This is a genomic window from Nocardioides sp. YIM B13467, from assembly GCF_042788075.1.
Taxonomy (GTDB): domain Bacteria; phylum Actinomycetota; class Actinomycetes; order Propionibacteriales; family Nocardioidaceae; genus Nocardioides.
In genome coordinates this window covers 1-22,020 of record NZ_JBHZPJ010000008.1, presented here as the reverse complement: position 1 = coordinate 22,020, position 22,020 = coordinate 1, and the positions used below count along the sequence as shown (strand labels likewise).

The 22,020-nt window shown below is 68.4% G+C and carries 26 protein-coding genes; 15 read left to right on the top strand and 11 right to left on the bottom strand.

The genetic code is table 11. The features are described 5' to 3' along the window. Positions 1-17: 17 nt before the first annotated feature. Together rfbB and ACFX43_RS02250 are read left to right on the top strand one after the other, a co-directional pair. On the top strand, positions 18-1,016 hold the full coding sequence (rfbB, locus tag ACFX43_RS02255; RefSeq protein ID WP_378816489.1) for a dTDP-glucose 4,6-dehydratase: 999 nt from the start codon (positions 18-20) through the stop codon (positions 1,014-1,016). Then, entirely contained in the window at positions 1,017-2,399 is a 1,383-nt protein-coding gene (locus tag ACFX43_RS02250) for a sugar nucleotide-binding protein (protein WP_378816487.1), read from the top strand. 40 nt (positions 2,400-2,439) lie between these two features. Here ACFX43_RS02250 and ACFX43_RS02245 read toward each other — a convergent pair whose 3' ends face one another. Next, the gene (locus ACFX43_RS02245; protein ID WP_378816484.1) at positions 2,440-3,375 is read right to left on the bottom strand and encodes a sulfite exporter TauE/SafE family protein; all 936 of its coding nucleotides are present in this window, start codon (positions 3,373-3,375) and stop codon (positions 2,440-2,442) included. A gap of 28 nt (positions 3,376-3,403) precedes the next feature. Here ACFX43_RS02245 and ACFX43_RS02240 point away from each other — a divergent pair, with 28 nt between their 5' ends. The 3 genes from ACFX43_RS02240 to ACFX43_RS02230 all read left to right on the top strand — a co-directional run bounded on the left by ACFX43_RS02240 (position 3,404) and on the right by ACFX43_RS02230 (position 5,465). Then, a complete protein-coding gene (locus ACFX43_RS02240) occupies positions 3,404-4,360 on the top strand; it encodes an asparaginase (RefSeq protein ID WP_378816482.1) in 957 nt (318 codons plus the stop codon). A gap of 141 nt (positions 4,361-4,501) precedes the next feature. Beyond that, positions 4,502-4,942, top strand: a complete 441-nt coding sequence (locus ACFX43_RS02235; RefSeq protein WP_160026788.1) for a helix-turn-helix transcriptional regulator — start codon at positions 4,502-4,504, stop codon at positions 4,940-4,942. After that, on the top strand, positions 4,920-5,465 hold the full coding sequence (locus tag ACFX43_RS02230; RefSeq protein WP_378816479.1) for a hypothetical protein: 546 nt from the start codon (positions 4,920-4,922) through the stop codon (positions 5,463-5,465). Before ACFX43_RS02235 ends, ACFX43_RS02230 begins: the two co-directional genes overlap by 23 nt. Before the next feature lie 177 nt (positions 5,466-5,642). Here the strand turns inward: ACFX43_RS02230 and galE are convergent, their stop codons facing one another. Next, positions 5,643-6,620 carry a UDP-glucose 4-epimerase GalE gene (galE, locus tag ACFX43_RS02225; protein WP_378816476.1) on the bottom strand — a complete coding sequence of 326 codons (978 nt, stop codon included), beginning with the start codon at positions 6,618-6,620 and terminating at the stop codon, positions 5,643-5,645. A 43-nt stretch (positions 6,621-6,663) separates the two neighbouring features. Here galE and ACFX43_RS02220 point away from each other — a divergent pair, with 43 nt between their 5' ends. The 7 genes from ACFX43_RS02220 (at position 6,664) to ACFX43_RS02190 (ending at position 12,682) form a co-directional block, all read left to right on the top strand. Further along, the gene (locus ACFX43_RS02220; RefSeq protein ID WP_378816473.1) at positions 6,664-7,332 is read left to right on the top strand and encodes a dihydrofolate reductase family protein; all 669 of its coding nucleotides are present in this window, start codon (positions 6,664-6,666) and stop codon (positions 7,330-7,332) included. A gap of 214 nt (positions 7,333-7,546) precedes the next feature. Further along, positions 7,547-8,380, top strand: coding sequence for a carbohydrate ABC transporter permease (locus ACFX43_RS02215; RefSeq protein WP_378816471.1), 834 nt, complete (start codon positions 7,547-7,549; stop codon positions 8,378-8,380). Beyond that, a complete protein-coding gene (locus ACFX43_RS02210) occupies positions 8,377-9,261 on the top strand; it encodes a carbohydrate ABC transporter permease (protein WP_378816468.1) in 885 nt (294 codons plus the stop codon). Before ACFX43_RS02215 ends, ACFX43_RS02210 begins: the two co-directional genes overlap by 4 nt. 42 nt (positions 9,262-9,303) lie before the next feature. Further along, positions 9,304-10,680, top strand: coding sequence for an ABC transporter substrate-binding protein (locus tag ACFX43_RS02205; protein ID WP_378816465.1), 1,377 nt, complete (start codon positions 9,304-9,306; stop codon positions 10,678-10,680). A 48-nt stretch (positions 10,681-10,728) separates the two neighbouring features. Continuing rightward, positions 10,729-11,487, top strand: a complete 759-nt coding sequence (locus ACFX43_RS02200; protein ID WP_378816462.1) for an enoyl-CoA hydratase-related protein — start codon at positions 10,729-10,731, stop codon at positions 11,485-11,487. Positions 11,488-11,534: 47 nt separating this feature from the next. Next, complete coding sequence (locus ACFX43_RS02195; protein ID WP_378816459.1) at positions 11,535-12,299, top strand: DinB family protein; 765 nt, start codon at positions 11,535-11,537, stop codon at positions 12,297-12,299. After that, complete coding sequence (locus tag ACFX43_RS02190; RefSeq protein WP_378816456.1) at positions 12,299-12,682, top strand: YrdB family protein; 384 nt, start codon at positions 12,299-12,301, stop codon at positions 12,680-12,682. The genes ACFX43_RS02195 and ACFX43_RS02190 overlap by 1 nt, the downstream gene beginning before the upstream one ends. Here the strand turns inward: ACFX43_RS02190 and ACFX43_RS02185 are convergent. The 5 genes from ACFX43_RS02185 to ACFX43_RS02165 form a co-directional block, all read right to left on the bottom strand. Beyond that, positions 12,630-13,367, bottom strand: a complete 738-nt coding sequence (locus tag ACFX43_RS02185; protein WP_378816453.1) for a helical backbone metal receptor — start codon at positions 13,365-13,367, stop codon at positions 12,630-12,632. The two genes, ACFX43_RS02190 and ACFX43_RS02185, sit on opposite strands and share 53 nt — an antisense overlap. A gap of 105 nt (positions 13,368-13,472) precedes the next feature. Further along, the gene (gene icmF / locus ACFX43_RS02180; protein ID WP_378816450.1) at positions 13,473-16,589 is read right to left on the bottom strand and encodes a fused isobutyryl-CoA mutase/GTPase IcmF; all 3,117 of its coding nucleotides are present in this window, start codon (positions 16,587-16,589) and stop codon (positions 13,473-13,475) included. 93 nt (positions 16,590-16,682) lie between these two features. Beyond that, positions 16,683-18,347 carry a SulP family inorganic anion transporter gene (locus tag ACFX43_RS02175; RefSeq protein ID WP_378816447.1) on the bottom strand — a complete coding sequence of 555 codons (1,665 nt, stop codon included), beginning with the start codon at positions 18,345-18,347 and terminating at the stop codon, positions 16,683-16,685. Next, a complete protein-coding gene (locus tag ACFX43_RS02170) occupies positions 18,348-18,608 on the bottom strand; it encodes a hypothetical protein (protein ID WP_378816444.1) in 261 nt (86 codons plus the stop codon). A gap of 19 nt (positions 18,609-18,627) precedes the next feature. After that, on the bottom strand, positions 18,628-18,780 hold the full coding sequence (locus ACFX43_RS02165) for a hypothetical protein (protein WP_378816441.1): 153 nt from the start codon (positions 18,778-18,780) through the stop codon (positions 18,628-18,630). A gap of 107 nt (positions 18,781-18,887) precedes the next feature. On the opposite strand from ACFX43_RS02165, the gene ACFX43_RS02160 reads away from it, so the two are divergent. The 3 genes from ACFX43_RS02160 to ACFX43_RS02150 are packed head-to-tail and all read left to right on the top strand — an operon-like array spanning position 18,888 to position 19,873. After that, positions 18,888-19,220, top strand: a complete 333-nt coding sequence (locus ACFX43_RS02160) for an ArsR/SmtB family transcription factor (protein ID WP_378816438.1) — start codon at positions 18,888-18,890, stop codon at positions 19,218-19,220. A gap of 41 nt (positions 19,221-19,261) precedes the next feature. Further along, the gene (locus ACFX43_RS02155) at positions 19,262-19,606 is read left to right on the top strand and encodes a zinc ribbon domain-containing protein YjdM (RefSeq protein WP_378816435.1); all 345 of its coding nucleotides are present in this window, start codon (positions 19,262-19,264) and stop codon (positions 19,604-19,606) included. Then, positions 19,607-19,873 carry a transcriptional regulator gene (locus ACFX43_RS02150; RefSeq protein WP_378816432.1) on the top strand — a complete coding sequence of 89 codons (267 nt, stop codon included), beginning with the start codon at positions 19,607-19,609 and terminating at the stop codon, positions 19,871-19,873. It begins immediately after the preceding gene. A 9-nt stretch (positions 19,874-19,882) separates the two neighbouring features. On the opposite strand, the gene ACFX43_RS02145 is transcribed toward ACFX43_RS02150, so the two are convergent. The 4 genes from ACFX43_RS02145 to ACFX43_RS02130 all read right to left on the bottom strand — a co-directional run. Continuing rightward, on the bottom strand, positions 19,883-20,365 hold the full coding sequence (locus ACFX43_RS02145) for a MarR family winged helix-turn-helix transcriptional regulator (RefSeq protein ID WP_378816430.1): 483 nt from the start codon (positions 20,363-20,365) through the stop codon (positions 19,883-19,885). Positions 20,366-20,400: 35 nt separating this feature from the next. Then, positions 20,401-20,952, bottom strand: a complete 552-nt coding sequence (locus ACFX43_RS02140; RefSeq protein WP_378816427.1) for a hypothetical protein — start codon at positions 20,950-20,952, stop codon at positions 20,401-20,403. Between the two features lie 37 nt (positions 20,953-20,989). Next, positions 20,990-21,337: a DUF4333 domain-containing protein gene (locus ACFX43_RS02135; RefSeq protein WP_378816425.1), complete on the bottom strand. Its 348-nt coding sequence runs from the start codon at positions 21,335-21,337 to the stop codon at positions 20,990-20,992. A gap of 113 nt (positions 21,338-21,450) precedes the next feature. Beyond that, positions 21,451-22,020 (bottom strand): phytanoyl-CoA dioxygenase family protein (locus ACFX43_RS02130; RefSeq protein ID WP_378816422.1); only part of this gene is annotated, 570 nt, incomplete at its 5' end.

Genomic DNA, 22,020 nt, shown 5'->3' with positions numbered 1-22,020 from the left:
CTGCCTACGATGAACCGGTGAGACGGATTCTTGTGACAGGCGGGGCCGGGTTCATCGGCTCCAACTTCGTGCACCACCTCGTGGCCAACACCGATGCGTACGTGACGGTGCTCGACAAGCTGACCTATGCCTCCTCGGAGGCATCGCTGGCGGGGCTCCCGGAGGACCGGGTGAAGCTGGTGGTCGGCGACATCGCGGACGCCGCGGTCGTCGAGCCGCTGGTGGCGGAGTCGGACGCCGTGGTGCACTACGCGGCCGAGTCGCACAACGACAACTCCCTCTCGGACCCGGCTCCGTTCGTCCAGACCAACATCGTCGGCACCTTCGTGCTCCTCGAGGCGGTCCGCAAGCACGACGTACGTTTCCATCACGTCTCCACCGACGAGGTCTACGGCGACCTTGACCTCGATGACCCGAAGCGGTTCACCGAGGACACCCCCTACCAGCCGTCCTCGCCCTACTCGGCCTCCAAGGCCGGCTCAGACCACCTCGTCCGCGCCTGGGTGCGCTCCTTCGGCGTACGCGCGACGATCTCCAACTGCTCCAACAACTACGGCCCCTGGCAGCACGTCGAGAAGTTCATCCCGCGCCAGATCACCGAGGTGATCGAGGGGCGCCGGCCGCGCGTCTACGGCGACGGGCTCAACGTGCGCGACTGGATCCACACCGACGACCACTCCTCGGCGGTCTGGACGATCCTGGAGAAGGGCCGGATCGGGGAGACCTACCTGATCGGTGCCGACGGCGAGAAGTCCAACGTCGACGTCGTCCGCGCGATCCTGCGTCACTTCGGGCGTCCCGAGGACGACATTGAGTGGGTCACCGATCGCGCCGGCCACGACCGTCGCTACGCCATCGAGTCCGGCAAGCTGCGCAGCGAGCTCGGCTGGGAGCCGAAGTACCAGGACTTCGACAAGGGCCTGGCCGCGACGATCGCCTGGTATCAGGAGAACGAGGCCTGGTGGTCGCCGCTGAAGCACGAGACCGAAGCCAAGTACGCCGCGAAGGGGCAGTGAATGTCGGACCTCGTCGTTGAGCAGACGCCGATTCCGGGTCTGCTGGTCGTCCACCTGCCCGTGCACGGCGATGCCCGCGGCTGGTTCAAGGAGAACTGGCAGCGCGAGAAGATGGTGGAGCTGGGGCTCCCCGACTTCGGGCCGGTGCAGAACAACATGTCCTTCAACGCCGCCCGTGGGGCGACCCGAGGCATCCACACCGAGCCGTGGGACAAGTTCGTCTCCGTCGCGTGCGGGCGGGTGTTCGCAGCGTGGGTCGACATGCGTGAGGGGTCGTCGTTCGGGACGACCTTCTCGATCGAGATCGGCCCGGAGACCGCGGTCTTCGTGCCGCGCGGGGTCGGCAACTCCTACCAGGCGCTGGAGGAACGCACCGTCTACTCCTACCTGGTCAACGACCACTGGCGTCCCGGGTTCGCCTACCCGGCGCTCAACCTCGCCGACGAGACCGCAGCGATCGCCTGGCCGATCCCGCTGGACTCCGCCGAGATCTCCGAGAAGGACAGGGCCAACCCACGCCTGGCCGAGATCACCCCGATGAAGCCGAAGAAGACGCTGATCATCGGCGCCAACGGCCAGCTCGGCCGGGCTCTCGTGTCGGTCTTCCCGGACGCGGACGCGGTCGACCTCGACGAGCTCGACATCTCCGACGAGAAGGCGGTCGCGGCCTGGCCGTGGCCCGACTACCAGCTCATCCTCAACGCGGCGGCCTACACCGCCGTCGACGTCGCCGAGACCGCCGACGGCCGGCGCACCGCCTGGGCCGCCAACGCGACCGCTCCGGCGCTGCTCGCCCGGGTCGCGACCGAGCACCGGCTGACCCTGGTGCACTACTCCACCGAGTACGTCTTCGACGGCACCGCCACCGAGCACACCGAGGACGAACCGGTCTCGCCACTCGGCGTCTACGCCCAGTCCAAGGCCGCCGGCGACATCGCGGTCGCCGGCACCTCGCGGCACTACATCCTGCGCACCTCCTGGGTCGTCGGAGACGGCAAGAACTTCGTACGCACCATGGCGGCTCTCGCCGAGAAGGGCGTCTCGCCCACCGTGGTCGACGACCAGATCGGCCGGCTCACCTTCACCGACACGCTCGCAGCGGCCACCGCTCACCTGCTGCGGTCCGGGGCTGCGTACGGGGTCTACAACTGCACCAACGCCGGCGACCCGTGCTCGTGGCGGGACATCGCCGCAGAGGTGTTCGCGCTGTCGGGGCGTGACCGGGCCGACGTGGACGCCACCTCGACCGAGGCCTACTTCGCGGGCAAGGAGGGCGTCGCGCCGCGACCGCTCAACTCGGTGATGTCCCTCGACAAGCTCACCGCCACCGGCTTCGAGCCCGAGGACCACCTCGACGCGCTGCGCCGCTACCTGAAGGCTTGACCGCCGAGCCGGCTCGTCATGACGAGCCGGCTCGCGGGGGCTACTTGTCCGAACGCTCCGGCAGCCGCCAGGCGGCGGCGTTGTTGTCAAAGGCCTCCAGACCGCGCGACTGGCGGATGAAGCCCCACAGGAGCGGCCCGAGGAGCAGCATCGCACCGCCGAGGAGCAGCAGGAAGGTGGCGTCGGCGCCGAGCATCTTGGCGCCCGAGAGCGTCAGCATGATGACGATGCCGCGCCGGATGACCGACTGGGAGACCCAGCGCGCCATCCGGGAGCCGAGGAACGTGCCGGGGGTGCCGCCGAGGATGAGCGGGATCAGCACCGCCCACTCGACGCCGTGGTTGAGCACCTGGCCGATCGCGGCGGCCAGGACGAGCGGCACCGCCTGGAGCAGGTCCGTGCCGACCAGCTTCACCGCGGAGAGGGTCGGGTAGACCAGCAGCAGCGCGATCATGATGACCGAGCCGGAGCCGACCGAGGTGATGCCGACCAGCAGACCGCCGAGCGCGCCGATGACGACGGTGAGCAGCGGCTTCAGGCGCGGATCTTCCTCGGGAGCCTCGTTGCCGGCGGTGACCAGACGCAGCTGCAGGTACATCCGGAACATGTAGGAAGCCGCCGCGAACAGCAGGGCCCCGCCGAGGACGAGCTTGAGGAAGTGGTCGGTGTCGCCCGGCGCCAGCTTGTGGACGAAGGTGCCCAGGAACGCGCACGGCACCGAGCCGATGATCAGGTACGTCGCCAGCTTGATGTTGGGCGAGCCGTGGCGCCAGTGCACCGCCGCCCCGACCGACTTGTTCACCGAGGCGGCGACGAGGTCGTTGGCGACCGCGGTCGTCGGCGGCACCCCGAGGAAGATCAGCGCCGGCGTCATCAGGGCGCCACCGCCCATGCCGGTAAGCCCGACGACGATGCCGATGCCGAAGCTGACCACGAGCACGCTGAACGCGTCTTGGGTGAGGAGGTCGGCGAACACGGGGCAACTCTCACATAGTCTCGCCCCCATGCCAGCACCAGTGCCGTTCGCCGAGATCATCCGCTCCGACTTCGTCGAGGGACACCACTACGGATCCGCCGTCTCCCTCGCGGCCGACGGAACCGTGAGCTGGTCGCTCGGTGACGTCGACTCGCCGATCCTGCCGCGCTCCTCGAACAAGCCGGTCCAGGCCCTCGCGATGGTGATCCTCGGCCTCGACCTGCCGCCCGACCTGCTCGCTCTCGCCTGCGCCTCGCACTCGGGCGAGGCGTTCCACCAGGAAGGCGTACGCCGCATCCTCGCCACCGTCGGCCTGGACGAGTCCGCGCTCGGCAACATCGAGGACTACCCGTTCGGTGTCGAGGCGCGGGAGGAGGCGCTCCGTCGCGGCGAGCCGAAGACCCGACTCGCGATGAACTGCTCCGGGAAGCACGCCGCGATGCTCGCCACCTGCGTCGCCGCAGGCTGGCCGCTGGAGGACTATCTGGACCCGAAGCACCCGCTCCAGGAGGGGATCCACGAGGTGCTCGAGGCGTGCACCGGCGAGGCCGCGTACGCCACCGTCGACGGCTGCGGGGCGCCGGCCCTGTCCACGTCACTGACCGGTCTGGCGCGGGCGTTCTCGATGATCGGCTCGGCGGTCGACGGTCCGGCCGCGCGGGTCGCCGAGGCGATCCGGTCCCACCCCGAGTACGTCTCGGGCACGACCCGCGACGAGGTGGCGCTGCACCGGGCCGTACCCGGGCTGATCGGCAAGCTGGGTGCCGAGGCGGTCTACGCCGTCGCGCTTCCCGACGGCCGCGCGTGGGCACTGAAGGCCGATGACGGCGGCGACCGGGCGCGGGCGGCGGTGATGGCCGCTGCGCTGCTGCGGGACGGGGTCGGTGACCTGGACGGGGTCGACGCCGAGGCCCTGCGGGCGACCGGGGACGCGCCGATCCTCGGCGGTGGGCGCCGGGTGGGGGAGATCCGCGCGCTTCTGTGAGGTGCTAGCGGCTGGCTAGCGAGTCGCGGCTGCCCGTTCTCCGCGCGTTTTCGCCGGTTGATGAGGCAACTAGTGGGTGATGTGTGTCACTTCGGTTGCTCAGGCCTTGTGTTTGCTAGCAATTGTTAGCACACTGGAGTCATGGTCAAGAGCAAGGTCACGAGTGCGGTTGGCACGCTCGGCGAGTATCTGAAGGAACAGAGGATCTCGGCTGAGATGTCTCTGCGTCAGCTCGCCGACCAAGCAGGTGTGTCCAACCCCTACCTCAGCCAGATCGAGCGCGGTCTGCGCAAGCCATCGGCTGAGGTCCTCCAGCAGATCGCCAAGGCGCTGCGGATCTCGGCGGAGCAGGTCTATGTCCGTGCCGGGATCCTCAGCCCCGACTCCAACGTCGGGGGGTCCGTGGAGCTCGCCGTGCTCGCCGACCCGAGCTTGACCGAGCGGCAGAAGCACTCGCTGCTCGACGTCTATCACTCGTTCCTTGCTCTCAACAGTCGTGTCACCGACGATGCGCCGGCCGCCGATGAAACCGCTGAACCCCATCACGAGGAGAACCCAGATGCCCACCCTGCCCAAGATTGAGACCACCAAGCCCCTCAACGCCGTCGCCGGCGTCGCCGACCTCGCCTACGAGACGGTCAAGAGCTACGCCACCGACCTGCAGAAGAAGGTCGACGACTACCGCTCCGAGGCGACCACCAAGCTGACCGACGCTCGCTCCAAGGCGACCGAGAAGGCCACCGCCTACCGCACCCAGGCGACCGAGAAGGCGACCGCTGCCAAGTCCACCGTGACCGGCTTCGACCCGAAGTCGCTCCCGGCCCTGGCCAAGGAGCAGTACACCGTTCTCCCCGAGAAGCTGAAGACCACCGTCAAGGCCAAGCTCGACGAGACCACCGGCTCCGCGACCGGCACCTACGACAAGCTCGCCACCCGCGGTGAGACCTTCGTCGCGAAGTTCAAGAAGGCCGAGACCGAGGCTCCCGCCGAGACCCCGGCTGAGGCTCCCAAGGCCGAGGCTCCCAAGGCCGAGGCCGCTCCGGCCGAGAAGCCGGCCCCCGCCAAGAAGGCCCCGGCCAAGAAGACCGCCGCCAAGAAGGCCTGATCCAGGCTCTCAACCGAAGACGGCCCGCTCGAAAGAGCGGGCCGTCCTTCATTTGCCGAGGCGTCAGCTCTGCAGGCCGAGACGTCACCTGCACAGGTCGAGTTGGCACACGAGTGCCAACTCGACCGGCGGGTGCGACGCTTCGGCCGGCGGGGGTGACGCCTCGGCTTTAGGGGGTCAGCTGGGGTAGTCGGCGCCTGCGGCCTGGCGGGCCTCCCAGGCGGTGGCGACCATGGAGCGCAGGTCGTGGCGCATCTCCCAGTCGAGGTCGCGCCGGGCGAGCTCGCCGGTGGCGACGATGCGGGCGGGGTCGCCGGGACGACGCGGCTTGATGACCGGCTCGAAGTCGATGCCGGTGACCTCGCGGATGGCGTCCATGATCTGCCGCACGGAGGCGCCGTCGCCCGAGCCGAGGTTGTAGACCGGCTCGAGGTCCTTGCCCTCGGCGAGCCGCTTGGCGGCGACGACGTGGGAGTGGGCGAGGTCGGCGACGTGCACGTAGTCGCGTACGCAGGTGCCGTCGGGGGTCGGGTAGTCGTCGCCGTTGATCTGCGGCGTCTTGCCCTTGGCCAGCGCGTCGAAGACGAGCGGGAAGAGGTTGTGGGGGCTGGTGTCGTAGAGGTCCTTGCTGCCGGACCCGACGACGTTGAAGTAGCGCAGGCTGGTGTGCGCGAGCCCCTCGGCACGCGCGACGTCGGCGATCAGCCACTCACCGATCAGCTTCGACTCGCCGTAGGGGCTCTCCGGGTTGGTCGGCGTGGTCTCGGTGACCAGGTCGACGTCGGGGGTGCCGAAGGTCGCGGCGGAGGAGGAGAAGACCAGCTTGTCGACACCGGTGGCCGTCATCGCCTCGAGGAGGTTGGCGGTGCCGGTGACGTTCTGTGCGTACGTGTGCAGCGGCCGCTGCACCGACACGCCCGCGTACTTGAAGCCGGCGAGGTGGATGACTCCCTCGACGCCGTGGTTGGAGATCGCCTGCTCGATCGCGGACTTGTCGAGCAACGTCGCCTCGACGAACGTGACGTTGTCGGGGACGAACTTCGCGAACCCCGAGGACAGGTCGTCGATGACGACCGGCTCGATGCCTGCGTCGAGCAGTGCCTGCACGACGTGCGATCCGATGTAGCCCGCGCCTCCGGTAACCAACCAACTCATGCGATGAAGATAGCGGGGTGCCCCGAGCGGTTAGGTTTGCGGGGTGAGGCTCCTGCACGGTGACGGCGACCCGACGACCCCCGAAGGCCTGCGTGCCATCTACGCACCGCCCCGCCTGCCGTGGTTGCGAGCCAACATGGTCAGCTCCCTGGACGGTGCGGCGACCGGCCCCGACGGCCGCTCCGGCACGGTCAACAACGCCGTCGACGTCGACGTCTTCCACGTCCTGCGCGACCTCGCCGACGCCGTCCTGGTCGGCGCCGGGACGGCCATCGCAGAGACGTACAAAGCCACGGGCGCGCCGATCGTCGTCGTCTCCCGCCGCGGCCGGATCCCCGACGAACTCCGCGGCTGCGAGCCCGGCGCGGTCCGGCTCGCCACGGTGGCCGAAGCGCCCGGCCTGGACGCCGCGCGCGACGAGATCGGCGAGGAGAACGTCTACGTCGCCGGCACCTCCGAGGTCGACCTGCCGGTGCTCCTCGACCGGCTGCACGAGGAGGGCATGCAGCACGTGCTCTGCGAGGGCGGGCCGACCCTTCTCGGCTCGTTGCTCGAGGCCGGCGTGGTCGACGAGCTCTGTCACACGATCACGCCCAAGCTCCTCGCCGGCGACGGCCGGCGGATCGTGACCGGGCCGCCGAGGGACGTACCGGTGTCGTTGGGGTCCCTCATCGAGCACGACGGCACGCTGCTCGGACGTTGGCTCCTTTGATTGCTTCGGGCTCCGCTTCAGCTGGTAATCAGATGACGTTCACGATCAGTTTCCGGTAACGAAATCTTGAGACCAAGAGTTTTACTCTTGACGGGGTCCGGCCCAGCCGCTTGACTCACCGATCGTGCCAGGTATGACGGCCGTCACGACCAAGCGACCACGTCAGGCACTCTCGGGAAGACGCTTACGGGAGTGGCTGATCTTTGTCGCGTTCGTGGCACCCAATGTCGCTCTGATCGCGGTCTTCACCTACCGACCGCTCTTCCAGAACATCTACTACTCCACGCTCAACTGGACGCTGGGGTCGAAGTTCGCGACCCCCGTCGGGCTGGGCAACTACCGCGACTTCTTCACCTCCGGCGAGGCGAGCAAGGTGCTCACCACGACGGCGATCTTCACCGTCGCGACCGTCGGTCTCACCCTCGCCCTGGGCCTGGGCGTCGCGCTGGCGCTCAACCGCAAGCTGCCGGGCGCCGGCTTCGCGCAGGCGACGGTCTTCGCGCCGTACATCCTCTCCGGCTACGGCGTCGGGCTCGCCTGGCTCTACATCTTCGACCCCAACATCGGCGCGCTCTCGGCGGTCCTGCGCGACGTCGGCCTGAACAGCCCGGAGTGGATCAACTCGCCTCCGTGGACGCTGACGATGGTGATCATCGTCTACGTCTGGAAGAACCTCGGTTATGCCGCGGTCATCTACCTCGCCGGCCTGCAGGCGGTGCCGGGCGATGTGCTGGAGGCGGCCGATCTCGACGGCGCCGGTCCGGTGAGGCGGTTCTTTACGGTGACGCTGCCGTTGTTGTCGCCGACCACGTTCTTCCTGATGGTCACCACGATCCTCAACAGCCTGCAGGCCTTCGATCTGCTGATCGCGATGGACAAGCTCGGCCGGGGCGCCCGCACCCTGATCTTCGACGCCTACCTGACCGGCTTCAAGGAGCAGAGCCAGGCGGGCTACTCCGCGATGCTGTCCACGGTGCTCTTCGCGATCCTCGTGGTGATCACGCTCGTCCAGCTGATCGTCGTGGAGAGGCGGGTCCACTACAGATGAGCACGACTGCTCCCTCGCGTCGGGTGCGGCTGAAGCGAAGCCCGAAGCAATTCAGATCGCTGACGCCGCTGACCGTACGCGACTACCTGGTGCTCCTGCTCGCGGTGCTCGTCGTCGTGCTGCCGCTCGGCTACATGTTCCTGGCCTCCTTCAAGGGCCCCGGCGACCTGGCGACCACCGACCTGGTCGTCTTCCCCGAGGTCTGGCAGCCGGAGAACTACGCCGAGGCCGCGCAGAAGGTCCCCTTCGGGCGGCTCTTCCTCAACTCCACCATCGTCACGGTCGTCGGCGCGGGGCTGAAGGTGCTGCTGGCGATCCTGACGGCGTACGGCCTGGTCTTCTGCGAGTTCCCCGGCAAGAAGTACATCTTCTGGGGCGTGCTCGCCACGATGATGGTGCCGCCGCAGGTCACCGCGCTGCCCAACTACGTCTTCATCAGCAGCCTCGGCGGCGAGAACACCTACTGGGGCCTCATCCTGCCTGGCCTCGGCACCGGCTTCGGTACGTTCCTGCTGCGCCAGGCCTTCATGCAGCTGCCCTACGAGGTGATCGAGGCGGCTCACCTCGACGGCGCCGGCCACTGGCGGAGGCTGTGGCACTGCGTGGTGCCGATGTCGCTGCCGTCGATCGCGACCGTGGCCCTGGTCAACGTGGTCTACGAGTGGAACGACTACCTGTGGCCGCTGATCATCATCACCGATCCCGAGATGATGACGCTGCCGCGCGGTCTGACGCTGCTGCAGAACAGCGAGTCCGCGGCCAGCTCGTTCGGGGTCCTGATGGCCGGCACCGTGATGGTGCTGCTGCCGATCCTCGTCGTCTTCGCGTTCCTGCAGCGTCACATCGTCAACGGCTTCACCCAAGGCGGCGTCAAAGGCTGACGTTCTCAGCCCACAGTTGGCACAACAGGGAAAGGATGCTTCATGAACACCTCGTCCAACCTGCATCGCTCGGGTCTGATCCTGGACCGGCGACGTTTCCTCGGCCTCAGCGCCCTGGGCATCTCCGCGGCGGCGCTCTCGGCCTGCGGTGGCGGGCCATCGACCAGTGGCGGCGGCGGTGGTGCCAGCGCCGTCGAGCAGATCGACTTCACCGGTGTGAAGCCGGCCAAGGAAGTCACCTTCTGGACCTCCAACCCGGGTGACTCGATCAAGGTCAGCACCGAGATCGTCAACGCCTTCAACGCCTCCCAGTCCGACATCACCGTCAAGCTCGTCACGGCCGGGGCCGACTACGAGGAGATCGCGCAGAAGTTCCAGACCGCGCAGACCGGCGGCGACCTGCCCGACATCATCAACCTGTCGGACGTGTGGTGGTTCCGCTACAAGATGAACGACCAGATCATCCCGCTCGACTCCCTCTTCGAGGCGCTCGAGTTCGACACCGACGACTACGTCGACTCGCTGCTGGGCGACTACCTCTACGACGACGCCCACTGGGCGGTCCCGTGGGCGCGCTCGACGCCGCTCTTCTACTACAACAAGGACCACTGGAAGAAGGCCGGGCTCTCCGACCAGGGCCCGCAGACCTGGGAGGAGTTCGGCGAGTGGAAGACCGAGCTCGCCGCGACCAGCGGTGCGAAGTTCGCCTTCCAGTTCCCGGCCCTGGCGGGCTACGCCGGCTGGACCCTGCAGAACAACCTGTGGGGCTGGGGCGGCGGCTGGTCGAAGGAGGAGTCCTTCGACATCACCTGCAACTCGGCCAGGTCGGTCGAGGCGCTCTCCTTCCTCAAGGACTGGGTCTACAAGGACAAGGTCGCCGGGGTCGCCGGCGTCGACCAGATCCAGGACTTCGCCGCGGGCGTCGCCAGCGCCACAGTCGGCTCGACCGGTGACCTGATCAACGCGATCACCTCGGCGAAGTTCGACGTCGGCGTCGCGCCGTTGCCGGCCGGGCCGGCGGAGTCCGAGCGGATCTGCCCGACCGGCGGCTCGGGCGTCGGCATCCCGAAGGACATCAGCCCCGAGCGGCAGCTCGCGGCCGGCACCTTCATCAAGTTCCTCACCGAGCCCGAGCAGGCGATCAAGTTCTCGGAGGCGACTGGCTATGTGCCGATCCGCAAGTCCGCCGACCCCGCCGCGATCCTGAAGAAGACACCGCAGGCCCAGGTCGCGATCGACCAGCTCTCCAACACCCGCTCGCAGGACTACGCCCGTGTCTTCCTGCCCGGTGGCGACCTGGAGATGGCCAACCACATGGCCGCGATCCTCACCGAGAACCAGGACGTCCAGACCGAGATGGACAGCCTGAAGACGGCGCTGGAGAAGATCTACACCGACCAGGTGAAGCCGCACGTCTGATGAGCACCCGCGTAGGGCACCCCGCGGGGTGCCCTACGCTCGGTTCTCGTGAGCGAGGACTTGGTAGTGGAGCGGCGCCCGGGCGTCGTACAGGTGACCTTCAACCGGCCGCAGAAGCACAACGCCTTCACCGCGGAGATGTACGGCGCGCTGCACGAGCTGTGCGACGAGCTGGCCACGGACGAGTCGGTGAAGGTGCTGGTGCTGACCGGCGCCGGCGGCCGGGCGTTCGCCGCCGGCAACGAGATCTCCGACTTCCTCTCCCGCGACGCGGTGGACTACGAGGACTGGATCCGCGCGCTGCTCGAGAAGCTGTTCGCGCTCCCGCAGGTCACCATCGCCGCGGTCGACGGCGTCTGTGTCGGCGGCGGGCTCGCGGTCGCGACCCACTGCGACCTGCGGGTCGCGACGCCGCACTCGCGTTTCGGCTACCCGATCGCGAAGACGCTCGGCAACGCGCTCGCGGCCTCCATCGTCTACCGCGCGGCCGCCGTCTTCGGCGAGCCGGTCGTGCGGGAGATGCTGCTTGCGGCACGCCTGGTCGGCGCGGACCGCGCCTATGCCACCGGCGCTCTGACCGCCGTCACGGACTCGCTGGCCGACGAGGTCGACGCGCTGGTCGAGGGCATCCTGCCGCTCTCCGGCGTCACGGTCCGGGCCACCAAGAGCCAGCTCGCCGCGTACGCCGTGCGCGCGGAGGCCTCGCCGGAGGGCGATGAGGACCTGCTGCACGAGGTATACACGGGCGCCGACTTCAAGGAGGGCGTACGCGCGTTCCTGGCCAAGGAGAAGCCCGCCTTCCGCTAGACCCGTAAGTCCGTTGACGGGTGCGCCGGGTGGGCCGACCATGGCCTATGCCCACCGAGCAGAAGACGTACGTCAACAGCGACCTGTTCCGCGAAGCGCTGATCCGGCAGAGCGATGTCAGCGGCCTGGAGATCCGGGACTGCTGGTTCGAGGAGCGGCTGAAGATCGTCGACTGCTACGGCCGCGACGTCTATCTCGCCGGTGACTTCGGGCGGATCGTGGTCAACGACGTCGACGTGACGGCGTACGTCGAGGCCGAGCTCGACCGGACCGAGCCCAACCGGGTGCTGGCCCGTGAGGCGACGACCGCCGACGAGATCCGGGCGGCCTGGGCGGCGATCGAGGAGACCTGGGCGGCGACGGTGGAGCAGGCCCGGGCGCTGCCGGAGGAGCTGCTCCACGAGCGGGTCGACCAGGAGTGGTCGTTCATCGAGACCCTCCGTCACCTGCTCCACGCCAGCGACAAGTGGCTCGGCAACCCGGTCCTCGAGGAGGAGGAGCCCTACCACCCGCTCGGCTACGGGCCCGCGGGCGAGGACGAGACGGGCACGGGTCTCACCGTCGATGCCGACCCCTCGCTGGAGGAGGTCCTCGAGCCCCGTCTCGCCCGGATGGCCACGATGCGCGAGCTCGTCTCCAAGATCACCGACGCGGACCTCGACCGGCTCTGCGCCCGCACGCCGGTCGGCAACGACCCCGAGGCCGACTATCCCGTACGCCGCTGCCTCAAGGTGGTGCTCGCCGAAGAGGCCGAGCACCACCGTTATGCCGTACGTGACCTGGCCGTTCTCACTGCGGATCGAGGAGTGTGATGCGACCGATCGTGACGGTCTTCGGCTGGTCCGTGCTGACCCTGGTGTTCGTCGATGAGCTGCTCGCGATGGCTGCCTTCGGCGTCTGGGGCTGGCAGCACGAGCCGCGGTGGCTGCTGGTCTGGCTGCTGCCGGCGGTGGCCATGTTCGTCTGGTGGCTGTTCGCCTCGCCCAAGGCGGCTCGCGGCGGGCCCGTGATCCGGCCGGTCGTGAAGGTGATCGTCTTCGGGCTCGCCTCGCTGGCGCTCCTGGACGCCGGTCAACCGGGATGGGCGCTCGCCCTGCTGGTCTTCTCGGTCGTCGTCAACGGCCTGGCTCAGCTGCCGGCGATCAGCCGGCTGCCCAACGATGTGCCTCGACCAGACTCGGTCCGTACCAGGTGATCAGCCGGCCGCTGACCAGCTCCGTCGGGGTCCGCGCGAACGCCTCCGGGCCGTCCTCGGCGGTGAAGACGTACGGCTCGTCGGGCAGCAGCACGACATCGGCCCCGGCGTCGTCGATCTCGGCCAGCTCGACGTGCGGATAGCGGTCCGCGTGCTGGCCGAAGACGTTCTCCCAGCCCAGCCGCCGCAGCAGGTCCCCGGTGAACGTCCGTGAGCCGACCACCATCCACGGGTCGCGCCAGATCGGCACCGCGACCCGGCAAGTGACCCGGGGGAGCGGCCCGCACCAGAGCCGGCGGGCCTCCACGAGCCAGTCGGGGCGGTCCCAGGCGATCCCGTCGAGAAGGTTCTCCATGGACGCGATCGCCTGGGGGACCGTCTCGATGTCCGTGACCCAGACCCGGATGCCCCGCTCCCGAAGCCGACGTACGTCCAGCTCGCGGTTCTCCTCCTTGTTGGCCACCACCACGTCCGGCGCCAGCGCCGCGATCGCGGCCAGATCCGGGTTCTTGGTGCCGCGCACGCGCGGCACGTCGAGGTCTGCCGGATGCGTGCACCAGTCCGTCGCCCCGACGACCCGGTCCGCCGCGACCGAGACGAGCGCCTCGGTCAGCGACGGCACCAGCGAGATCACCCGGGTCGCCGGGCGGGGTCCGTCGTACAGAGTGCCTAGGTCGTCGCGCATGCGGAGCGGTTCCTTCATCAAGGTATGCAGGTCAAGGAGCACATCCCATGCGGACCTCCGCGAGGGATGTGCTCCTTCGACTGCATACCTTGCCGGTGGAACACCTCAAACATTCCGCCTGTACTGCCCGCCGACCTCGAAGAACGCCTCGGTGACCTGGCCGAGCGAGCAGACGCGAGCCGCGTCCATGAGCGCCGCGAAGACGTTCTCGTCGGAGGTCGCGGCCTGCTTGAGGCGTACGATCGCGGCTTCCGCCTCGGCCGAGTGGGCGGCCTGGAAGGCGTGGACGCGGTCGAGCTGGGACTTCTTCTCGGTCTCGGTCGCCCGGGCGAGCTCGACGGGGCCGGCGGGGGCGCCGTTGGTGTCGCGTACGAACGTGTTGACGCCGACGATCGGCAGGGTGCCGTCGTGCTTGCGGTGCTCGTAGAGCATCGACTCGTCCTGGATCTTGCCGCGCTGATAGCCGGTCTCCATCGCGCCGAGCACGCCACCGCGCTCGGAGATCCGGTCGAACTCCTTGAGTACGGCCTCCTCGACGAGGTCGGTGAGCTCGTCGATGATGAAGGAGCCCTGGAGCGGGTTCTCGTTGAACGCCATTCCCCACTCGCGGTTGATGATCAGCTGGATCGCCAGCGCGCGCCGCACCGACTCCTCGGACGGGGTCGTCACGGCCTCGTCGAAGGCGTTGGTGTGCAGGGACTGGGCGTTGTCGTAGATCGCGATGAGCGCCTGCAGCGTGGTGCGGATGTCGTTGAAGTCCATCTCCTGCGCGTGCAGGGACCGGCCCGAGGTCTGGATGTGGTACTTCAGCTTCTGCGAGCGCTCCGAGGCGCCGTAGCGCTCCCGCATCGCGATCGCCCAGATCCGCCGGGCGACGCGGCCGATGACCGAGTACTCCGGGTCCATCCCGTTGGAGAAGAAGAAGGACAGGTTGGGCGCGAAGTCGTCGATGTCCATGCCGCGGGCCAGGTAGGACTCCACGTAGGTGAAGCCGTTGGCGAGCGTGAAGGCGAGCTGGGAGATGGGGTTCGCCCCGGCCTCGGCGATGTGATAGCCGGAGATGCTCACCGAGTAGAAGTTGCGCACCCCGTTCTCGATGAACCATTCCTGGATGTCGGCCATGCAGCGCAGCGAGAACTCCGTGGAGAACAGGCAGGTGTTCTGGCCCTGGTCCTCCTTGAGGATGTCGGCCTGAACCGTGCCGCGGACCGTCTGCAGCGCCTTCGCAGGGTCGATCCCGCGCTCGCGCGCCTGGTCGATCACGGTGTTGAGGAAGAAGGCCAGGATCGTCGGCGCCGGGCCGTTGATCGTCATCGACACCGAGGTCGTCGGGGCCAGCAGGTCGAAGCCGTCGTAGAGCGCCTTCATGTCGTCCAGGGTCGCCACCGAGACGCCGGAGGTGCCGACCTTGCCGTAGATGTCGGGGCGCACGTCGGGGTCACGACCGTAGAGGGTGACTGAGTCGAACGCGGTCGAGAGCCGGGTGGCGGGCTGGCCCTCGGAGAGCAGCTTGAAGCGGCGGTTGGTGCGGAACGGGTCGCCCTCGCCGGCGAACATCCGCGCCGGGTCCTCGTTGGCCCGCTTGTAGGGGAAGACGCCCGCGGTGAACGGGAAGAACCCGGGGAGGTTCTCATTGCGCAGGAACCGGGTCAGCTCGCCGCGGTCGGTGTAGCGGGGCGTCGACACCCGCGGGATGTAGTTGCCGGCCAGCGACGTGCGGCCGCTTTCGTCGGCGGCGTACGTCTCCTTGGTCTCCTCCCACGAGGAGAGCTGTTTGCGCAGGTCGTCGGGGATCTCGCTGGCGGGTGCCTCGAGCTCGGGGTGGTCCGCGGCCACGATCTCGTAGGCCTGCTCCTTCCGCGCCGCGGCGACGAGCTCGACGGTGCGGGCGTGGTAGTCGCGTACGTCGCCCGCGATGTCCGCCAGGTAACGGACCCGCCTCTCGGGGATGATCGGGTGCAGGCCCGTCGAGTGGCGGGTCGAGACCCGGGGAAGGACGCCCTCGCTGACCGCGAGCCCCGCCTCGGCGAGGAGCCCGCGCAGGTGCTGGTAGAGCGCGGTGACGCCGTCGTCGTCGAAGGCCGCGGCCGAGGTGCCGAAGACCGGCATGTCGTCGGGGGAGGAGGTGAACGCCTCCCGGTTGCGGACGAGCTGGCGGGACACGTCGCGCAGGGCGTCCTCGGCTCCGCGGCGCTCGAACTTGTTGATCGCCACGACGTCGGCGAAGTCGAGCATGTCGATCTTCTCCAGCTGCGACGCGGCGCCGAACTCGGGCGTCATCACGTAGAGCGACACGTCGACGAAGTCGCTGATCCCGGTGTCGCCCTGGCCGATGCCGGGCGTCTCGACGATGACGAGATCGACGGCGGCCTTCATCACGCTGAGCACGTCGGCGAAGTGCTCGGGCACCTCGTGACCGCCGCGCGTGGCCAGGGAGCGGTAGTAGGTCGTCGAGCCACCGTCGGTGATCGCGGCGAGGGAGTTCATCCGGATCCGGTCGCCCAGCAGCGCGCCGCCGCCGCGCCGCCGGGTCGGGTCGATGGCGAGTACGCCGATGCGGATCTTGTCCTCCTGGTCGACCCGCAGCCGCCGGACCAGTTCGTCGGTGAGCGAGGACTTGCCGGAGCCGCCGGTGCCGGTGACACCGAGCACGACTGCCTGATCGGCCTCGCGCAGTCGGGTCAGGAAGTCCTCGGGGAGCCGGCCCTGCTCGGCGCCGGTGATCGCGCGTCCGATGGAGAGCCCGTAGCCGGCGATCACGCCGTTGGGGGTGATGGGGAAGGTGGGCCACAGGTCACGGTCGATGTCGCGTACGACCGTGTTGATCATCCCCGGGAGCCCCAGCCGCTGGCCGTCCTCGGGGGAGAAGATCTTGACGCCGGAGTTGGCCAGTCGCTCGATCTCGTAGGGAACGATCACGCCGCCGCCCCCACCCACGACCTTGACGTGGCCGGCGCCGCGCTCCTTGAGGGCGCACACCAGATACTCGAAGAACTCCACGTGGCCGCCCTGGTAGGAGGAGACCGCGACGCAGTGGGCGTCCTCCTGAACGGCGGCGTCGGCGATCTCGGTCACCGAGCGGTTGTGACCGAGGTGGATCACCTCGCAACCCTGCGCCTGGAAGATCCGGCGCATGATGTTGATCGCCGCGTCGTGACCGTCGAACAGGCTGCTCGCGGTCACGATCCGCACGTGGTTCTGAGGGATGTGGAGGTCGGACATGGGCGGGGCTCCCAGGGAATAGTTGGACGTCTAAGTAATTCCAGCATAGGTCGTCCGCCACCTACTCGCCAGTCCGCGACGCCAGGTGGGCCCTCATGTCGCCGAATGCTTGGCCACCAGCTCCAGCGCACGAGAGATGGCCTCGGGGGTCCGGCTGTGGATGCGGTTGTCGCGGCGCAGGTGGTCGGCGACGCCAAGGCGGGCCAAGACGTCGGCGTGCCCTGGAGAGATGCCCGAGATCATGACGACCTTGCCTCGTCGTTCAAGACGGGAGATGACTTCGTCCAGGACTTTTGCGCCAGTGGCGTCGATGGTGGTGACTCGCGACATCCTCAGCACGACGACGCGTACGTCGGCGACTTCGGAGTGCTCGAGGAGGAAGCGGTGGGCGGCGGCGAAGAAGAGCGGACCGTCGAAGCGGTAGACGACGATGTGCCTCTTCAGCAGCTCATGCTCTTCCTGGGAGTGCATCCCGCGGGTGGGTCCGAACGGCTCGACCCGCTCGATGACGGCGCTGCGGGAGACTTGGCGTAGGGCGTACAGGATCGAGACCAGCAACCCCGCGATCACCGCGTCGACGAGGTCGAAGACGACTGTCACGACAAACGTGAGCACCAGAACAAGCGCGTCGCCGCGGGTCGAGCGCAGCAGCGCCACGACGGAGGCGACCTCGATCATTCGTACGCAGGTGGCCAGCAGTACGCCGGCGAGCGCCGCGAGCGGGATGTGCGAGACGAGGCCGGCCAGGGCGCTCACGATCACCAGGAGGACCACCGCGTGCGTGACCGCGGCCAGCTTGGAGCGTGCGCCGGCGCGGACGTTGACGGCCGTGCGGGCGATCGCCGCGGTGGCGGGCACGCCGCCGAAGAACGGGACCGCGAGGTTGGCGAGCCCTTGGCCGACGAGCTCGCGGTCGGGGTCGTGGGACTCGTCCACGGTCATCGAGTCGGCCACGGTCGCGCACAGCAGGCTCTCCAGCGCGGACAGTGCGGCGATCGCCGCGGCCGCGGGGACCAGGGCCGTCAGCCCGGTGAGCGAGATGAACCCGGCGCTCGGTGCGGGTAGGCCAGGTGGTAGCTCGCCGATCCCTTCGACGGGCAGCCATAGTCCGGCGACGGTGGCCAGCACGATCGCGACGAGCGACCACGGCACCGCGGGGCGCCACCGCTGGGCGACCAGGATGAACGCCGCGACCAGCAGCGCCATCACCACCGGCGCCCATTGGGGCTGCGAGAGCCAGCGGCGGACTACATCGAGAGAGACCTGCCAGGTGTGCTCGAATCCGCCACCATCGACCCCGAACATCGCCGGCACCTGCTGGAGCGCTATCACCACCGCGATGCCCGCGGTGAACCCCTCGATCACCGGGACCGGCAGGTAGCGCACCAGCTTCCCGAGCCCGAGCCCGGCGGCGATCAGAAGCATGATCCCCGCCAGCAGCCCGGCCATCAGCACCCCGTCGGGGCCGAAGTCATGCATGATCGGCACCAGCACGATGGTCATCGCCCCGGTCGGCCCGGAGACCTGCAGGTTCGAGCCGCCGAACACTGCCGCGACGATGCCGGCGATCACGGCCGTCACGACCCCGGCCGACGCCCCCATCCCGGAGGACACCCCGAAGGCGAGCGCCAGCGGAAGCGCAACGACGGCGACTGTGACCCCCGCGACGAGGTCACCCTTCGGGTCGCGTTTGACCGCCTTCCAGTCCTCCCTGTCCGGCAGCAGAGCGACGGCACGATCCCTCGCTTCAATGAACATCTAGCCGTCTTCCGGGATCTGATCGGGATCGACCACCGGCGATTTGTGGTGACGCAGGACGGTGCGGTCGAGCGTGAGCGCAACATGTCCACGAAGCGGCCAGTCCGTGATGGAGTCGGCGAGGTAGAGCCATACGGCTCCCGGAACGGCCGATCGGATCAACCGCACGCGGCACCGGTGCATCGACGTTCCTGGAATGCTGACCACGTCGCCGACCTCGACGCGGCCGACGTTCACCGAAACTGTCCCAGCCTCGGTCATCTCGTCTCCGCCCGCGGTGTCAGGCATTGTCGAGGGCGTTCGCGATGCGGTGGTGGGCGGCCCAGATCTCCTCGAGCAGGCTGCCGAACCGTGCGAGATGCTCGGCTCGGGGGCCCATCTCCTGCTTCCAGCGGCTGGTGTCGATGGTGAGGACCCGGTGCGAGTTGGCCACGTCTGTGCTCCTGAGGTCGATCGGCGATGAGGAATCCATGACATGAAGATGTCTTCAAGTCGTGTATCTTAGCCCCACTGCCGATTTCCCGTTCGATGGAGGGCTCGATGAGCGTCCCGCTATACCAGGCCAAGGCCCAGTTCTTCCGCACTCTCGGCCATCCGGCGCGGATCCGCATCCTGGAGCTCCTCGCCGAGCGTGACCACGCCGTCCATGAACTGCTGGAACGGATCGCGATCGAGCCCAGCAACCTGTCCCAGCAGCTCTCGGTGCTGCGACGCACCTCGCTCGTGGCCTCTTACCGCCAAGGAAGCGAGGTGGTGTACTCCATCAGCATCCCCGAGGTCCGCGACCTCCTGGCCTCGGCACGCGCCATCCTGTTCAACCTCGCCGAGACCCGCAGCGAGTTCGAGGACGAGCTGACAGTCGCCGACGACTGACGCCGACCGCCCTTGCCGACAGCAACATCGAAGAGAGCCCGATGACCGACACACTGCCGCCATGCCCGGAATGTTCCGAGGCGTACTCCTACGAGCAGGGCGCCCTTCTCGTCTGCCCCATGTGCGGACACGAGTGGAACCCCCACGACACCGAGACCGCCGATGCCGCGCAGATCACCGACGCCTACGGCACCCCACTCGCCGATGGTGACTCCGTCACCGTGATCAAGGACCTCAAGGTCAAAGGCTCCTCCCTCGTCGTCAAGGTCGGAACCAAGGTCAAGAACATCCGCCTCGGCGACGGCTTCGGCGGTCACGACATCGACTGCAAGATCGACGGCATCGGCCCGATGCAGCTCAAGTCCGAGTACGTGAGGAAGAGCTGAGTGCACGTCGAGAAGGTCAAGAAGTACGTCGCATCCTCGCTGCTCTGCTCCGTCGTGATGCTGCACTCCCTGGCGATGGCCGCCATGGGCGCGACCGGCGCCGACAAGGGAGGCGCACGCCAGGGGCTCTTCGTGCTCTCGGTGCTCCTCGGCGCGATGGCCGTCGCCGGCGTACGCCTGATCAACAAGCGCTCCCTGGTCACGCCCTGGTTCCTTGTCGCCCCCGTGATCCCGAGCCTCGTCTACTACCTCGTGCTCTGGCGATAGGCCGGTGATCTAGCCGACCGCGTCCCCCGAGGCTGCGCGGAGCTGGGTGAGCAGCGCGGTCAGGCCGGGTACGTCCTCGATCCCGGGCTTCTCGAAGACCTCGCTGTTGAGCGAGATCGTGGCCGCCTCGACCGCCTCGCGCCCGGTGCCGGAGATGGCGGCGAGGACCACGCGACCGTCGTCGACGGAGCGGCTGCGGCGTACGAAGCCCTGCTTCTCCAGGCGAGCGACGGCGCTGGTCACCGAGGCCGGGTGGACCTGGAGGCGGGAGCCGAGCTTGGCCATCGGGAGCTGGCCGTCCTGGGTGAAGGAGAGGAGGCGGAGCACCTCGTAGCGGGCGAAGGAGAGGTCGTGGGGTCGCAGCGCGGCGTCGACGCGCTCCATCACGAGCTGGTGCACGCGCACGAGCGAGGTCACCAGCGCCATCCCGTCGGCGGCATCGGCCCAGCCGTGCGCGATCCACTGCCGTTTCGCCTCGCGGATCGGATCCATGCGGGCCAGCATCACACAAAGTGTTTGCGAGGTGTTTACGAAGGCGCGCCGAAAGTGCCGAGCAGGTTGAGGATCACGGCTACGCCGATGACGGTCGCGATCACCGAGAGCGTCACGACCAGGCCGACGGCGACGGAGAAGCCCGCCCCCTCGTGCCGCGCGCCGCGCTGCTGCAGCGCGTAGAGCCGGGCGACGCTGGTGATCAGCGTCCGCCCCTCCTCGGCGTCGAAACGGTACTGGTCCGTGTCGGGGACCGCCTCGGGGTCGTGCACGGTCCACACGCCCTGGTCGGTCTGCTCGTCATCGGCCTCGATGCGGCGTACGCCGGTCCGCTGCGTGTGCGGCACGTCGCCGAACCAGACGAGGCTGCGGGTGTCCTCGATGATCGCGTACGAGCTCCGGGTCGGCATCGAGACGTGGTAGGTGAAGACCCAGTTCAGCTTGGCGGCCACGAAAGCGGAGTGCCAGCGTTCGTCGGCCAGGTCGAGCTCCACGTCGAAACCGCGCGCCGTCTCGGTCGCCTTGTAGGGAGTTCCGTCGCACACGCGCGCGACATGGTCGAAGAAGGGCCTCGCATGAGGGGACACGTCTCAAGAGGTTATCTGGTCCGGGGACTCTGTGGGCTCACTCCGTGGCGTTGGGCGGCACGTCGATCTGGAAGTGGACCCGGCCACCGTCGACGTCGTCGACGGTGATGATCGCGTCGTACTTCTCGCCCTCGGAGGTGAGGACGCAGGTCATCTCGGTGCCGACCTTGCCCTCGAGATCACCGGGGCAGTCGAGATCCTCGGGGGTGACGCCGATGGCATTGGTGAGTTGCTCGGTCGCGATCCGCTCGACCGTCTTCTCCTGCACGTGGTCCTCGCTCGAGCCGCCGCAGGCCGTCAGGGACAGGCCCAGGAACAGGCCCAGCGGCAGCACGAGCAGGGCCGCGCCGGTCTTGGCGCCCGAGAAGGCGCGGGTGCGTGTCATGCGCACAGACTAGGGGTAGGCAAAGATCAGGCAGGCGTACGCCGCACCAGCACGGGCGCACCGACGCCAAAGGTCGCCGGCCCCGAAGGGCCGGCGGCCGGGCGGCGGAGCGGTCAGCCCACCGGAGTGAAGTCGCGCGCCCCGATGAACGCGGGCCGCGGACTGGGGGCAGAGAACGGCTCGACCGCGGTGTTCTCCACGCTGTTGAACACCAGGAACACGTTCGAGCGCGGGTAGGGCGTGATGTTGCCGTTGGAGCCGTGCATGCAGTTGCAGTCGAACATGACCGCGCTGCAGGCGGCGCCGGCCAGCACGTCGATCCCGTAGGTGTCGGCCATCTTCGTGACCGTCTCCTGGTCCGGGGTGCCGGCGCCCTGCATCACCAGCGAGGACTTGTAGTTGTCCTCAGGAGTGGCGCCACCGCACGAGACGTACGTCCGGTGCGTGCCGGGCATGATCATCAGCGGCCCGTTGAAGGAGTGGTTGTCGGTCAGCGAGATGGAGATGCTGGCGGTCCGCATCCGGGGCAGGCCGTCCTCGGCGTGCCAGGTCTCGAAGTCGGAGTGCCAGTAGAAGTCACCGCCGCCGAAGCCGGGCTTGAAGTTGATCCGGCTCTGGTGGATGTAGACGTCCGAGCCCAGGACCTGCCGGGCCCGGCCGACCACGCGCGGGTCGGCCGCCAG